General features: G+C 41.0%; 12 protein-coding genes. 7 read left to right on the plus strand and 5 right to left on the minus strand.

The genetic code is table 11. The features are described 5' to 3' along the window. Positions 1-50 precede the first annotated feature (50 nt). Positions 51-2,567, plus strand: coding sequence for a PBP1A family penicillin-binding protein (locus HJP15_RS11770; RefSeq protein ID WP_170173852.1), 2,517 nt, complete (start codon positions 51-53; stop codon positions 2,565-2,567). Positions 2,568-2,646: 79 nt separating this feature from the next. On the opposite strand, the gene metL is transcribed toward HJP15_RS11770, so the two are convergent. Together metL and metB are read right to left on the minus strand one after the other, a co-directional pair. Beyond that, positions 2,647-4,992, minus strand: a complete 2,346-nt coding sequence (metL, locus tag HJP15_RS11775) for a bifunctional aspartate kinase/homoserine dehydrogenase II (protein ID WP_170173853.1) — start codon at positions 4,990-4,992, stop codon at positions 2,647-2,649. 6 nt (positions 4,993-4,998) lie between these two features. Beyond that, complete coding sequence (metB, locus tag HJP15_RS11780) at positions 4,999-6,261, minus strand: cystathionine gamma-synthase (RefSeq protein ID WP_170173854.1); 1,263 nt, start codon at positions 6,259-6,261, stop codon at positions 4,999-5,001. Positions 6,262-6,458: 197 nt separating this feature from the next. Between metB and metJ the strand changes: the two genes are divergently transcribed. Beyond that, positions 6,459-6,779, plus strand: coding sequence for a met regulon transcriptional regulator MetJ (gene metJ, locus HJP15_RS11785; protein WP_054204883.1), 321 nt, complete (start codon positions 6,459-6,461; stop codon positions 6,777-6,779). Between the two features lie 100 nt (positions 6,780-6,879). On the opposite strand, the gene HJP15_RS11790 is transcribed toward metJ, so the two are convergent. After that, complete coding sequence (locus HJP15_RS11790; RefSeq protein ID WP_054204884.1) at positions 6,880-8,121, minus strand: malic enzyme-like NAD(P)-binding protein; 1,242 nt, start codon at positions 8,119-8,121, stop codon at positions 6,880-6,882. An 868-nt stretch (positions 8,122-8,989) separates the two neighbouring features. Continuing rightward, entirely contained in the window at positions 8,990-9,202 is a 213-nt protein-coding gene (gene rpmE, locus HJP15_RS11795; protein ID WP_054204885.1) for a 50S ribosomal protein L31, read from the minus strand. A gap of 234 nt (positions 9,203-9,436) precedes the next feature. Here rpmE and priA point away from each other — a divergent pair, with 234 nt between their 5' ends. The 5 genes from priA (at position 9,437) to HJP15_RS11820 (ending at position 14,556) form a co-directional block, all read left to right on the plus strand. Beyond that, positions 9,437-11,623 (plus strand): primosomal protein N', encoded by a 2,187-nt coding sequence (gene priA / locus HJP15_RS11800; protein WP_170173855.1) that lies wholly within the window; start codon positions 9,437-9,439, stop codon positions 11,621-11,623. Positions 11,624-11,641: 18 nt separating this feature from the next. Beyond that, the gene (locus HJP15_RS11805) at positions 11,642-12,172 is read left to right on the plus strand and encodes an SPOR domain-containing protein (RefSeq protein WP_054454770.1); all 531 of its coding nucleotides are present in this window, start codon (positions 11,642-11,644) and stop codon (positions 12,170-12,172) included. Between the two features lie 80 nt (positions 12,173-12,252). Further along, positions 12,253-12,771 (plus strand): ATP-dependent protease subunit HslV, encoded by a 519-nt coding sequence (gene hslV / locus HJP15_RS11810; RefSeq protein WP_054204888.1) that lies wholly within the window; start codon positions 12,253-12,255, stop codon positions 12,769-12,771. Between the two features lie 11 nt (positions 12,772-12,782). Next, positions 12,783-14,111, plus strand: a complete 1,329-nt coding sequence (hslU, locus tag HJP15_RS11815) for an ATP-dependent protease ATPase subunit HslU (protein WP_054204889.1) — start codon at positions 12,783-12,785, stop codon at positions 14,109-14,111. Between the two features lie 70 nt (positions 14,112-14,181). Beyond that, positions 14,182-14,556 carry a gamma-butyrobetaine hydroxylase family protein gene (locus tag HJP15_RS11820; protein WP_054454769.1) on the plus strand — a complete coding sequence of 125 codons (375 nt, stop codon included), beginning with the start codon at positions 14,182-14,184 and terminating at the stop codon, positions 14,554-14,556. Between the two features lie 319 nt (positions 14,557-14,875). On the opposite strand, the gene HJP15_RS11825 is transcribed toward HJP15_RS11820, so the two are convergent. Then, positions 14,876-15,325, minus strand: a complete 450-nt coding sequence (locus HJP15_RS11825; protein WP_244507105.1) for a hypothetical protein — start codon at positions 15,323-15,325, stop codon at positions 14,876-14,878. Positions 15,326-15,466 lie beyond the last annotated feature (141 nt).

Below are 15,466 nucleotides of genomic sequence, written 5' to 3' on the forward strand. Positions count from 1 at the left end.
ATACTATCAGTCTACGATTCTAATTGGGAGTCCATTTCGGGAAAATATACGTGATTTTATTCAAACGAACTTTACAATTTTTTATCATTTGCACATTTCTTGGGCTTATTACTTTACTAAGCCTTTATTATTACGTTAAATCTGACATCCCCAGTGTGCAAGTTTTAAAAGATGTACAACTGCAAACACCGATGCAAGTTTTTTCTCGCGACGGACTGCTCATCAACCAATTTGGTGAAAAACGACGTATTCCCGTTACGATAGATGAGATCCCTCAACCATTAATTGATGCACTTTTGGCTACTGAGGACTCCCGTTTTTACGATCATATAGGCATTGATCCTATCGGTATCGTACGCTCAGCGCTAGTGCTTGTTTCAACTGGCGAGAAAAAACAAGGCGCAAGTACTATTACAATGCAGCTTGCCCGTAACTTTTTCTTAACAAGAGAAAAAGCCTATATTCGTAAAGTTAAAGAAATCTTCATTGCACTGCATATTGAGAACTTACTAACCAAAGATGAAATACTTGCTTTGTATCTTAATAAGATTGAGTTAGGCAATCGTGCTTTCGGTATTGGTGCTGCAGCTCAAGTATACTACGGAAAAGAACTGAAGGAATTAACTTTAGCACAAATGGCGATGCTAGCAGGTTTACCAAAAGCCCCTTCTGCCTTAAACCCTATTCGTAATCCCGAACGTGCTAAAGCTCGACGAAACGTTGTACTTGGCCGAATGCTTGATGAAAAACACATAACGCGTGAACTCTACGAAAGTACGATTAACGAGCCAATTACAGCCCGTTTCCATGGTGCTGAGATTGAGTTATACGCACCTTATATCTCTGAAATGGTACGCGCAGAAATGGTCGAACGCTATGGCTATGAACGCGCTTACAACACTGGTTTTAAAGTTTATACCAGCGTTGAGTCTGATGTACAAAAAGCAGCTCAAACAGCAATTGTTGATAATTTACATGCTTACGATATGCGCCACGGCTACCGAGGTATAACGCAGTTACTGTGGGATTTTGAGACTCAAACCGCATTAAGCCACGCTGATATTATAGATAAACTCAAATCAGTAAAGGAAATTGGCCCATTACTGGCAGCAGCCGTACTGAGCGTTGATGAAAAAACAGCAACTGCGTTACTCAAAAATGGCGAACAAGTGACGCTTGATTGGAATGGTTTAAAATGGGCGCGTAAATACATTACGCGCTACCGCCAAAGTTTTCCGCCTAAAAAAGTAAGCGATATATTCAACCCAGGCGCGCAAATTTGGCTTCGCAAAAATAAAGACAATAGCTATGTACTTAGCCAACTTCCTGAAGCATCAAGTGCATTAGTGTCTTTAGACCCTAATGATGGCCGAATTAAGGCCATTGTCGGCGGCTATAGCTTTGAACAAAGCCAATATAATCGTGCAGTTCAAGCAAAGCGACAAGTCGGCTCAAATATTAAACCTTTCATTTACTCTGCTGCGCTTGACAGTGGTTATACGCTGGCCTCAATTTTAAACGATGCGCCAATTAATCAGTGGGATAAAAGCCTAGGTGTTGCATGGCGACCTAAAAATAGCCCTGCGATATATAATGGTCCTATTCGTATTCGCCGCGCCTTAGCACAATCTAAAAACGTTATTTCAGTGCGTTTATTACGTGGTGTTGGTTTGCAGCGTACAGCGGATCATTTACTTAAGTTTGGTTTTCAAAATACAGATATCAATCGCAGTGAATCTTTGGCATTAGGCAGTGCTTCAATAACACCGATAGAACTTGCCCGTGGTATGAGTGCATTTGCAAACGGTGGCCATTTGATTTCACCCTATTTTATAAGCGAAATCCAAGACTTTACTGGTGAAGTACTATTTAAAACTGAGCCTTTGTTAACCTGTGATGCTATAGAAAATGAGCTATTTGCAGATCAAACGTTAACAACGACACAATTAAATCAACACGACCAAAATAACGCAGATATACCCGCCCTCCCCCGCTGTGCTCCACGTGTCATTTCTAAACAAAATGCATTCTTAGTTGCTGACGCTATGAACAGCGCTATATGGGGTGGTGGCAGTTGGAGTCATAAAACAGGCTGGAGTGGTACAGGTTGGCGCGCACAAGCATTAGATCGACGCGATTTATCTGGCAAAACTGGTACAACCAATGACTCTGTTGATACTTGGTTTAGTGGTTTCAATCGAAACGTATTAACAACCGTTTGGGTAGGTTTTGATAATCCAGGCAATCCACTTGGACGCTCAACTTACAACAATAACTTATCCAGTGCTCAAATCTCCGGTGCTGAGTCTGGTGCAAAAACAGCACAGCCTGCATGGGTTGATTTTATGCGTGTAGCGCTTGATGGTAAGCCTGAGGCGCCGATCGAACCGCCTGAAGATCTAGTGTCGGTACGTATCGACTTAGCAACAGGACTATTAAGTAAAAAGAATGACTACACTAGCCGCTTTGAATATTTTGATAAAGGTACTGCACCTACTAAATATGTACTGCAAGATGTAGAAAATATATTTGAAGAAGACACGAAAACGGAAGAAGAGCTATTTTAAACAGAATATAGTCTCTTTTAAACTAAAAAAGCGCCAACTTGGCGCTTTTTTGTTATGTTTCTCATAACTTAACTTGGCATCACTTTAAGTTTTGTACTAACCAATATAAATCAGAATGCACACCCGCAGCGGTGACTTCTTTACCTGCGCCGGGGCCTTGAATAACTAACGCATTATCGCTATACCACTGGCTGTTAATCACAAAAATATTATCGCCTGGTGTTAAATTAGCAAGTGCATCGCCTTGTGTTGCATAGGCTAAACCAACTTTAGCCGTTACTTTGCCATCAAGAATTGATAATGCGCCAGTGTAGCGCAGTACTTTATTATCTTTGGCCGCGTCTTGCGCTTTTTCAGCAATAAAATTATCAAGTAAATGTTTTTTATCCAAGAATGACTGCCAATCCCCTTGTGCTAACTCTGTAGGCATTAACGGTGTTAATGCGATATCATCTAACTCAAGCGTAAGTCCAAGCTCACGCGCTAAAATAAGCAACTTGCGCTGCATATCGCGACCAGATAAATCTTCGCGCGGATCAGGCTCAGTAAAGCCCATCTTCTGCGCTTCTAATACTAAATCTGAAAATGCTACACTACCGTCATAGCTACTGCACAACCAAGATAAAGTACCCGAAAAAACCCCTTCGATATGAGTAATACAATCGCCACTGTTTTGTAAATCAGCTAATGCGAAGTTAATCGGTAAACCGGCACCCACACTGGTGTTATAACGCCACAATAAGTTACGCTCAGCTAAGTTTTGACGCAAACTTTGATACCAGTCGTTATTTGCTGTACCGGCATATTTATTAGCACTAATCATATGACAATCTAAATTAACAAACGCAGGGTAAAGCTTACTAAACGCTTCACTCGCTGTAATATCAATCACTACTTTATGTTCGTAATCTAATTCACCAATATGTGCTAACAGATCTTCTTCTTGGTAGTCTACAGCCTCGTTTTGCCATTGCGCTTGCCACTGTTCAAGTGTTATACCACTTGGGCTAAATAACATAGAACGTGAACGCAATAAACCAACGAGCTTGACACTAAAATGCTGCTGTAAGCGATTAAGCTGCTGACTTAATTGATCAATAAATACCTCACCTACATTACCAATACCAGCAACAATGATCGCGAGCTCTTGACCTTTATTTATTAACTTGTCATGCAGTAATGTAAGTACATCGCTATCAATAGATTGATCGGTAAGCAGTAGTAAATAATCATTATCTTGATGACTAAAACGCGGCGCTAAACTTTGCTCACTCAGCACCTGCGTTGCTTGCTCAAGTAACTGAGTTACATCATTGCGTGGCGCAACAACCGCACAACCATGTAAATTTGATTCTATAATATTAGCTCGCCCTTGCAGGTGGCTGACGACTTGATGCGTCGCTTCTGCTGGTACTAATAGGTATGTATCGCCATTTTGAATAAAATGATGCAGGCTATGTTGAATTATCTGACTTAACTCTCCCACTTCACCAGCACGAAGCTGATCAATGCGCAGTAAATCAATATTCTCCAACGTCGTAATAAACCGTTTAGCTTTACTGTAACCTTCTTTAACAATTTCTGTGGCACTGGCATCCGTATCATAACTACTGCGTACCACTAGTTTTATGTCGGTATTTTTCAAAGGTGATAACGTCTTAGCATGTAAAACAGGGTTACCTAAACGCGCAAGTAAATTAGCTTGACCACGACAGACCTTAGAATACTTAAGCGCTTTTTTAACTTTACGCGGATCAGTACTAAATACACCTTGCGTGTCGGTCCAAATTGACACCTGATTAGCATGACAGTAACTCCCTAATAAAGTGGCACTGTAATCACTGCCATTGCGCCCGAGAGTAATCGTATTGCCCTGACAATCTGACGCAATAAAACCGGTTACAACATTAATACAGTTAGCCGAAACCAAGTCTGCACATGCTTGTTGATTTTTTTGGTGCAGCAACTGCCCGTCATTAAGTGTAAATAACTGGCGCGCATCAATATCTTTCGCCTCAAGTCCTAGTTGCTGTAAATAAGCAGCCAATAAACGGGCTGACCATACTTCACCGTGAGCAAGCAATGAAGCTTCCTGTAAGCTTTGCTGTTGAGCTTGCTGTGCTATTAAGGCTAACTCTTGCTTTAACACATCAATTGCGTCGTATTGCGCTGTTGGGCTTAATAGCTGCTCAATCAAAGTACGCTGATGATTATCAAGCTGTAATAAAATATCACTTACGGCTTGTTGATCACCTTGCTGATAACTTTGCCATAACTTAACCAACGTATTGGTTGTTTTACCTGCTGCCGACACAACGACACAGTCACCTGCTTCGGTGTGTGCTAAAATAATATTTGCTACGGCTTGATAACGCTCCGCGGAGCTTAAGCTTGAACCGCCAAATTTATGAACTATATTTACCATTTTCTATTACCACAAAGCCGTATGTGCAGGCGTTAATTTGAATGAATTTGTTTGCTCTGTACTTTGCTGCGTCGAGTTACTCTTAGTAGTCGTCGAACTACAATTACCTTGGCCTGGCTTAACTTTGTTAAACACACGTTCTAAATCAGAAACTAAGTCTTTTACATCTTCAATACCCACCGAAATTCTGATCAACGTATCACCCACACCCGCCTCTAAGCGAGCTGTTGCATCCATACCAGCATGAGTCATCGTTGCAGGGTGACATATTAGGCTTTCTACACCGCCTAACGATTCCGCTAAACTGAATTCTTCTAGGCTCGTTAAAAATGCTGCTGCATCATTTACATCACCAGCTATATCAAAACTTACCATGCCACCAAAACCACGTTGTTGTTGTTTTGCTAACTGATGTTGTGGATGAGATTCTAAACCAGGGTAATATACTTGGCTCACATAGGGTGAACTTTCTAAATATTGCGCAATGATAAAGGCATTTTCTTGGTGCTGACGTAAACGTACATTTAAAGTCCGCAGGCCACGTAATGTTAAATAACTATCAAATGGTGCACCTGTAATACCAATATTATTTGCCCACCAAGCAAGCTCGTCACCCAGCTCTTGTGTTGCTGCAATGACAGCGCCGCCAACAACATCGGAGTGGCCATTAATATATTTAGTGGTTGAATGCACAACAATATCAACACCAAATTCAATTGGGTTTTGTAAGGCCGGTGATAAAAACGTGTTATCTGCGCCAACTAAAGCGCCGCACTGCTTTGCAATTGTCGTAATCGCTTTAATATCAGTTAAACGTAAAATTGGGTTGCTTGGTGTTTCAATCCAAATTAGCTTAGGTTTAATCTCAAGTATTTTTTGATGGTTTTCAGCGTTTGTTAAATCTAGAACCACTAATTTTAATAAGCCGCGCTTTTCAAGCGAAGTAAACAAACGGTAGCTGCCGCCATAACAATCATGTGGAATGACTAACGTATCATCACTATTTAGTAATTGTGTTGCTAAATGTACTGCCGCCATGCCGGTAGCAGTTATAATGCCTTTGGCACCGCCTTCAAGCTTTGCGAGTGTTTCGCCAAGTAAATCACGATTAGGATTACCGCTACGGCCATAATCATATTCGCGCTTAGTATCAAAATCGGCAAATGAATAGGTGGTCGATAGGTGGATAGGAGGCACAACAGCACCGTGATGTTTATCAGCATCAATGCCATTACGTACTGCGATTGTCGCTTTATTTTTTTTGCTCATACCGTCACCTATATTAACTGGATGTTTAGACGTCTAAAAGGTTAGATGATCAAATTTAAGAAGTCAAAACATTTATACCCCTAGATGGCTAAATAACTAGTATTTGACTATCTTTTTTAAAACGATAGAATTTCCGCATCTTTGCGCTACAAAATGGTCGCGCAAACAATTAACAACCTGAGGCAACGATACATCTTATGGCTAAATGGAATGGTGAATATATTCACCCATATGCAGAACACGGGAAAAAATCAGAACAAGTTAAGAAGATCACCGTTTCGATCCCGTTAAATGTATTAAAGGTTTTAACTGATGAGCGTACTCGCCGTCAAATTAATAACCTTAGACATGCAACAAATAGTGAATTACTTTGCGAAGCATTTTTACACGCATTTACTGGCCAACCATTGCCAAACGATGAAGACTTACGTAAAGATAATCCAGAAAAAGTACCAGAAGAAGTTAAAAAGATTATGCAAGAGATGGGTTTAGAAGTGCCTATCCTGAATGAAGACTGATCTTCACCTGTAAATAACGTGCACCTGTTTCAGGCAATGATTTGGATACAAAAAACCTCAATTCAGTGAATTGAGGTTTTTTATTGCCAAATAGTGCCTATTACGCCATATAGTTTTCAGGCATATCAATTTGTGCAACACCTGAATCAATAGCCGCTTGCGCCACTGCTTTTGCAATGCGCGGTAATAAACGCGGGTCCATTGGTTTAGGGATAATATACTGTGGTCCAAATTCAAGTTTATCAACACCTGCTGCTTTTAATACTTCAGCAGGCACTGGCTCTTTAGTAATACTGCGAATTGCCTCAACTGCGGCAATTTTCATTTCATCATTTATTTTGCTCGCACGTACGTCTAATGCACCACGAAAAATAAACGGGAAACACAACACGTTATTTACTTGATTTGGATAATCAGAACGACCCGTTGCCATAATCAAATCATCGCGCGCACCATGAGCAAGCGCAGGTGCAATTTCTGGATCTGGGTTTGAACATGCAAAAACAACTGGCCTATCAGCCATCAGCTTAAGATCTTCCGGTGCAAGCAGGTTCGGTCCTGATACACCAACAAATACATCAGCATCAGCAATAACATCTTGCAAAGTGCGCTTATCTGTATTGTTAGCAAACAACTGTTTATATTCATTTAAGTCATCACGACGCGTATGAATAACACCTTTACGATCAAGCATATAAATGTGCTCACGCAATGCGCCACACTTAATTAATAACTCCATACATGCAACAGCGGCCGCACCGGCACCCAAACAAACGATAATCGCATCTTCAATGCTTTTACCCTGCACTTCAAGTGCGTTAATCATACCCGCAGCAGTTACAATAGCTGTACCGTGTTGATCATCATGAAACACTGGAATACTACAGCGCTCAATCAATGCTTTTTCAATTTCAAAACACTCTGGGGCTTTAATATCTTCTAGGTTGATACCACCAAAAGTATCAGCAATATTTGCAACGGTATTGATGAAATCTTCTGTGGTTGTGTGTTTTACTTCAATATCAATTGAGTCAAGGCCAGCAAAGCGTTTAAACAACAAAGCTTTGCCTTCCATAACTGGTTTTGAAGCAAGAGGTCCTAAATTACCTAGGCCTAAAATAGCAGTACCATTGGTAATTACTGCAACCATATTACCTTTGCCAGTATATTTATAAGCATTAGCTGGATCTGCGGCAATTTCACGCACAGGCTCAGCCACACCAGGGCTATAAGCTAGAGCGAGATCTTGTACGGTTTCGGCTGGCTTAGTAAGCTCAACACTGATTTTTCCTGGAACGGGGTGCGAATGGTAATGTAAAGCTTGTTCACGAAAGTCTGACATAACGCGATTTTATCCTGCAAGTAAGTTAAAAGTGAGAGTAAGCAGTTCTATTCTATAGTCTGTATCTTGGAACGATACCTATATTACAATTAAATTCAAGCAATATCAGGTCTATCCTGTTATAAGCTAGATCTGTTAATTTTATGCGTTTTATCGACCAGTTTTGTAAAAAAACCTCAAAATCCAACAATAACACGCCAAGAAAGCATCAAAAAACCTGTTCTAAAATCATCTAAATAGTACTTTATTACACCTAAAATACACATTCCCTATAAAAGATATAAATATACGACGTTAGCGTCATTTAGGCTCATTAAATGACTTTTTATCAACATAACATCAATTAATTAAACAAAATATATTACTGAATATAGTTAAAATCTAACTGTTTGTCTGTTATTTAGTGGCTATAGTCACTATAAAAACTAAAAATGATGGTTACTTTAGGCAGGGGTAAAAAAGGGTGAATTTAACCGCTGATACTTGGGCGTGTTGTCCTTTGTGGATTGAAATTTGTTCAATCTAGGGGCGATTTAATCGCGGCGCGAGGTTTGGAATCGAGTGGGCTAAGTAAAAACCGAGCAAAGCTTCCGCGTCCTGCTCACGCCCCTTGCCTACCCCCATGTAGGTAACAAAGAGTTAATCGCCCCAAGGAATAACTCTTTAGGCAGCGCATGTTTGGCATTTATACTGCGTTATCGCCTATTTGTGGGGAACACCACACTACTATAGGCGCTGCCTTGCTTAAATACCAAACAGTCTGCTGCAGAATCAATCACGAAAGGTCAACACGCCCTAACCAGTTCTAATTAAATTGCAGGCATAAAAAAAGCACCCTAAGGTGCTTTTTCCGACACAACAGCAATAATTACTTGCTGCTAAGTGCACCGAAACGCTTGTTAAAGCGATCAACACGGCCACCAGTGTCTAAAATCTTTTGCTTACCAGTGTAAAACGGGTGACACGCAGAACATACGTCTAGGTGAATGTCTTTACACAAAGTAGAACGAGTTTCGAACTTATTTCCGCATGAACAAGATGCTGAAATTACTTCGTACTTAGGGTGAATACCTTCTTTCATAGAAACCTCTAGTTAAGGCCGCATCGCTCTCCAAACCCGAAGTCTGGCACCATACGTCGTTAAAATCAAAATAATTAGGACGCGTATTCTAAGCAACAACCCTGCCTACGACAAGCTTTAAATACATTATTTGCTAATAATATAAACAAAAAAAATAAACAGCCTATTTGCTGGTAGGCTTTTTTCTGCAATTTTAGTACATTATCACTCTTACTTGCTTTTATTTGAGTTGTTATGAGTTTTGTTGAAGTTGCTATAAAGGTGCCATTACATCGCACCTTTGATTATCGCCTACCTGAGCAACTTGATGGGTTGAGTTCACAGCTACATATTGGCTCACGCGTATTAGTCCCTTTTGGTAATCAACGAAAGGTTGCGGTGGTTTTAGCACTTAAAGACACAACCGAGGTGCCTTTAAATAAAATAAAAAGTATTTTTGAAGTTATTGACGACGCGCCAATATTAACCACAAGCCACCTAGATCTATTACGATTTACTGCTCGTTATTATTGCTACCCACTAGGTGAAACAATCCATATAGCGTTGCCAAGTGCACTACGCCAAGGCCATTGCCCTGATAAAACGAGTATTTCTATGGTCGCGTTAACTGAAAAAGGTGCCAAACTTCCTTCGTTAAAAGCAAAAAGCCAATTAAATTTACTTAAACAATTAGCGCAATCAGGTAAATCATCCTTAACAGAATTAAAAGCGTTAGGGTTTAATAAAAAAACCATTGATAGTCTGATCAGCAAAGAGCTCATTAATCAAAGCATTGAGCATGACAACTTGTGGCAGCAGCAAGCACCAACAGTCGGTACTAAACCAACGCTGAATAAAGAACAAGCAGTCGCCTGCACAGCAATAAATCAAAGCACTGGCTTTAATAGTTTTTTACTTGAAGGCGTGACCGGCAGCGGGAAAACAGAGGTTTACCTACAGTGCCTTGAAGAGGTGTTAAAACGCGCAGAACAAGCACTCGTCTTAGTGCCTGAAATTGGCCTAACACCACAAACAGTCAACCGGTTTCGCCGTCGTTTTCCCGACACGCCTATTATGCTATGGCACTCAGCATTAACCGATAACGAACGCCTGCAAACCTGGCGATTTTGTGAAAAAGCCAGCTGCGCAATCGTAATTGGTACTCGTTCGAGCATTTTTTTGCCTTTTTTAAAACTTGGGATGATCATTGTTGATGAAGAACATGATAGCTCTTTCAAGCAACAAGACACCTTACGCTATCACGCTCGTGATTTAGCCGCGTATCGCGCTTTTCAGCATAAGATACCGCTCATACTCGGCTCTGCTACGCCAGCTCTAGAAACATTGCATAAAGCGATTAATAATAAATATCAATTACTAAGCCTTACTCAGCGCGCACAAACCAGTACCGATAATAAATTTCAATTGCTTGATATGAAAGGCCAACCAGATCAAGCAGGCATTGCACATGCAAGCCTTGCAACCATTCGCCAACACTTAAAGCGCAACAAACAAGTCATGGTGTTTTTAAATCGCCGTGGTTTTTCGCCCACGCTAATCTGCCATGAATGTGGCTGGTTAAGTGAGTGCACGCGCTGTAGCACTAGCGCAACCTTTCATAAAGCAATTGGTCAGATGATTTGCCACCACTGCGGTGAACAACATCCAGTACCCCATCAATGCCCTGATTGCGGGAGTACACAAATATTCCCTAACGGTAAAGGCACTGAACAAATTGAAGAATTTTTAACAGGTGAATTTCCAGATACACCGATAAGCCGCATCGATCGCGATTCAACACGGCGAAAAGGCAGCCTAGAAAAAGCCCTTGATGAAATTAACTTAGGCGGCTCACGCATCTTGGTTGGTACACAAATGCTCGCTAAAGGGCATCATTTCCCGGATGTAAGCTTAGTGCTGATTTTAGACGTAGACAGCGGTTTATATTCCTGTGATTTTCGTGCTACAGAACATTTGGCACAGCTAGTTACCCAAGTAGCTGGGCGAGCTGGACGCAGCGGGGAGCCTGGGCAAGTATTACTACAAACTCATTTTCCTGAACACCCACTATTACAAGATTTGGTAAACAATGGTTATCAAGATTTTGCCCGCTTTGCGATACAAGAACGTGAGGACGCACTATTGCCCCCCATTACCAACATGGCAATTGTGCGAGCAGAAGGACACAGCATAAAACAAGTCGTCGATTTTTTAACAGATTTAGTTCCAGTGCATGGTCTAACTGGTATACAATTGCTAGGTCCAATTCCTGCTCCATTAGAGCGAGTAGCAGGTAAGTATCGTTTTCAATTACACATTCAAGCGCACGATCGCCCTCTTTTACACCAATATCTCGCGCAGATGGTCGATTATTTAAGCACCAGTAAATTAGCACAGAAGGTGCGCTGGAGCTTAGATGTAGACCCAATAGATATGATTTAAGGTAAGAAACAAAAAGCCATGGCACGACACGATTTTATCAATAAAGAACCAGGCAAACGTTCCAGTAAAAAACAAGCCCCACCAAAAAAGCCATTTCCAGTATTGTTAGTATTGCTAACTATGCTTCTTGTTGGTGGTTTTAGTTTTGGCCTGTGGTACGTAAAAAATAATGCAGATCCAAAACTTGTAGAGCAGCAGGCAAATCCAACGCAACCCACAGTAAAAGTTGAGCCCGCAAAACCGCGTCCGCCTGAGTTTATTAAAGAAATAAAAGAACACGAAATTCAAGTTGAAGTAAAAGAGCTTGAGCAAAAAGGTCCTTATGTCATGCAATGCGGATCTTTTAGAACCCATGGTCAAGCTGAAACCCTCAAAGCTAAAATTGCCTTTGCAGGTTTAATTGCTGAGATACGTGAAACCACTGGCACCAATGGTATTTGGTATAAAGTACGTTTAGGCCCCTATAAAACCAAGCGCTTAGCTGAAAGCGACAAAAACAAACTCAAGCGTAGCAAAATAACTGGCTGCGGAATTTGGCTTTGGACTTGAATTTAGCCCATTAACCCATATTAACTCATCATCAATCGTTTTTAACGAGTCGCCCCTGCGTCTCGATGATGAGGAATAACATGACCACTATTGTAAGTGTACGTCGCGGCGATAAAGTCGTCATTGGTGGCGATGGCCAAGTTTCGCTTGGCAACACCGTAATGAAGGGCAATGCCCGCAAAGTTCGACGCCTTTATAATGGCAAAGTGATCGCTGGTTTCGCTGGCGGCACTGCTGATGCCTTTACCCTATTCGAACGTTTTGAAAGCAAACTTGAAATGCACCAAGGCAACCTAACCAAAGCCGCAGTAGAAATGGCTAAAGATTGGCGAAGTGACCGCGCGCTGCGAAAATTAGAAGCCCTCCTTGCTGTTGCAGATTCAACCGCCTCACTGATCATTACAGGTAACGGTGATGTAGTGCAGCCAGAAAATGACTTAATAGCAATCGGCAGCGGTGGTAATTTTGCTCAATCCGCCGCCACCGCATTATTAGAAAACACCGATTTAAGTGCCCATGAAATTGTAGAAAAAAGCCTAACAATTGCCGGCAATATCTGTGTATTCACAAATAACTTCCAAACCATCGAAGAATTGTAATAGGAACTGCTATGTCTGCTATGACTCCCAGAGAAATCGTCCATGAACTTGACCAACATATCATTGGCCAAGCAAAAGCAAAAAAAGCCGTGTCTATTGCACTTCGTAATCGCTGGCGCCGCATGCAATTAAATGAAGATTTGCGTGCTGAAGTAACACCAAAAAATATTTTACTTATCGGCCCAACCGGCGTAGGTAAAACTGAAATAGCACGTCGCTTAGCTAAACTTGCCAACGCACCTTTTATTAAAGTGGAAGCAACGAAGTTCACTGAAGTGGGCTACGTAGGTAAAGAAGTAGAAACGATTATTCGTGACTTAGTTGACGTATCAATCAAAATGACACGTGAACAACAAACCAAAAAATTTAAGCACCGCGCTGAAGAAGCCGCAGAAGAACGCATTTTAGATGCCCTACTGCCACCGGCAAAAGATTCATTTGGTGAAAACCAGCGTGATGAAGGCTCGTCGACTCGTCAAGTTTTCCGCAAAAAATTACGTGAAGGTCAGTTAGACGACAAAGAAATCGATATTGATGTAGCGCAAGCACAGCCCAATGTTGAAATCATGGCACCTCCTGGTATGGAAGAAATGACCAATCAATTGCAAGGCATGTTCCAAAATATGTCGGGCGACAAGCGCACTAAACGCAAACTTAAAATTAAAGAAGCGTTTAAACTGTTAATTGAAGAAGAAGCTGCAAAATTAGTTAACCCTGAAGAGCTAAAAGAACAAGCTATTTTTGCCGCAGAGCAAAACGGCATTGTTTTCATCGATGAAATTGACAAGATTTGTAAGCGCGGTGACTCTTCAGGCCCTGACGTGAGCCGTGAAGGCGTGCAACGTGACTTACTGCCGCTAATTGAAGGTTCAACCGTTAGCACTAAGCATGGCATGGTTAAAACAGATCACATGTTATTTATTGCCTCGGGCGCATTCCAAATGTCTAAACCATCTGACATGATCCCAGAGCTGCAAGGTCGCCTGCCTATTCGCGTTGAACTTGAAGCGCTCACCGCAGATGACTTTAAACGCATTCTAACAGAGCCACACGCATCGCTTACTGAGCAACAGCGTGAGCTACTTAAAACTGAGCAAGTTACAGTAGAGTTTAGCGACGACGCAATAGAGCGCATAGCTAAAGCCGCATGGCAAGTAAATGAGAAAACCGAAAATATCGGCGCTCGCCGCCTACACACTGTGATGGAAAAGTTAATGGAAGAAATTTCATACGACGCATCAGAGCAGGCCGGTACAAGCATTGTTATTGATGCCGCATATGTTGAAAAACACCTAGGCGCATTGGTTGAAGATGAAGACTTAAGTCGCTTTATTCTTTAATTTCCTCTCTTATTTTAAGATATACTTTAAAGCCTCCAGTTGGAGGCTTTTTATTTACGCGAGTTTAGCCATGAAACAAGTCACTAAAGTTCATTATCACAGTGTTAGTAAAAACCTTGATGTTTATTTTGACGATAACAGCCATTGCACCTTTAGCTGTGAGTTTTTACGTGTTCACTCCCCTTCAGCAGAAGTACAAGGCCACGGCAACGAACCGATGAAACTCGTACTTAATAAGCAATCCGTCGGTATTAAACACATAGAACCCGTAGGCCACTACGCACTGCGCTTAGACTTTGACGATGGCCACAACAGCGGCTTATTCAGCTGGGCATACTTCAGCCACCTACAAGCCCAACATGATGAATTATGGCAAACCTACCAACAACGCATCGCAGAGCATCAAGCTAGCAAAGACAGCGTACCGATAAAGTTTGTGCCTTAATGAGCTATAAGTTTTAAGTGGTAAGTTTTAAGTTTTAAGTTTTAAGCGATAAGTTTTAAGCTGCTCGGCGTTAAAGTTAACTATGTGGTTCTGGTTGAGTGCAACGAAGATAATCAGAAGGCGCTAGGTAGCTAGATTCTAGGTTTTCATAAGCTCTAAAATAGTCTGGACAAGTTTTAGATTAATAAGCTTCAATCAAATCTGACAGTCGAGCTTGTACTGCGGTATCAAATGATTAACGCCCATATAATAAAAAATATCAATTGACTAAAATAAGTGCAGAAGGAGCAAAAACCAACTGTTATCTGCCCTTTTTTAATTACTTTGTTAGCTTTACGATTTTTATGATTTTGTTTTCTTTGATTGTTGGTAAGTAGCTAACTTTTAAGCAGCCACCATTTTTTACAACTTTACCAGGTAACTCTTTTTCATAGAAAAAAGGTGTTTTTGTGTAACTATTAAATGAAAACTCAACCCCTTCAACTTCGAATGTAGCTGTTTGCCTCTTAACCTTGTCTAACCTATAGTTTTGAATGCAGCCTGATACAACTGAAAAATCTCCCGCATCGATCTGCTTTTTAATCTCGCGATCTCGTTTCAACTCTGAGTATGTTACAAACAGTCCGATGAAAAAAATGAACCCGATAATTGTTAAAAGCCAATTGCGAGAAATATTTACTAAACTCGTTGCAAGGTCTGAAACAGCCGAAAACCTGATCAAAATAGCAAACAAAAATAACACGGGGAACATCCACAAAAAGTAATCCACGCTGGGCTCTATTTTAATTTCAAAATAAGGACTCAAAATTTACCTAATACTATAAATAACGAGTCTGTAGATTAACTCGTTTTTAATTTATTGTTATTGATGGCATAACCATAGCTGAGTTGCTATTTTGATTCAATCGCT

The sequence above is a fragment of the Pseudoalteromonas sp. NEC-BIFX-2020_002 genome, assembly GCF_013002825.1.
Lineage (GTDB): Bacteria > Pseudomonadota > Gammaproteobacteria > Enterobacterales > Alteromonadaceae > Pseudoalteromonas > Pseudoalteromonas neustonica.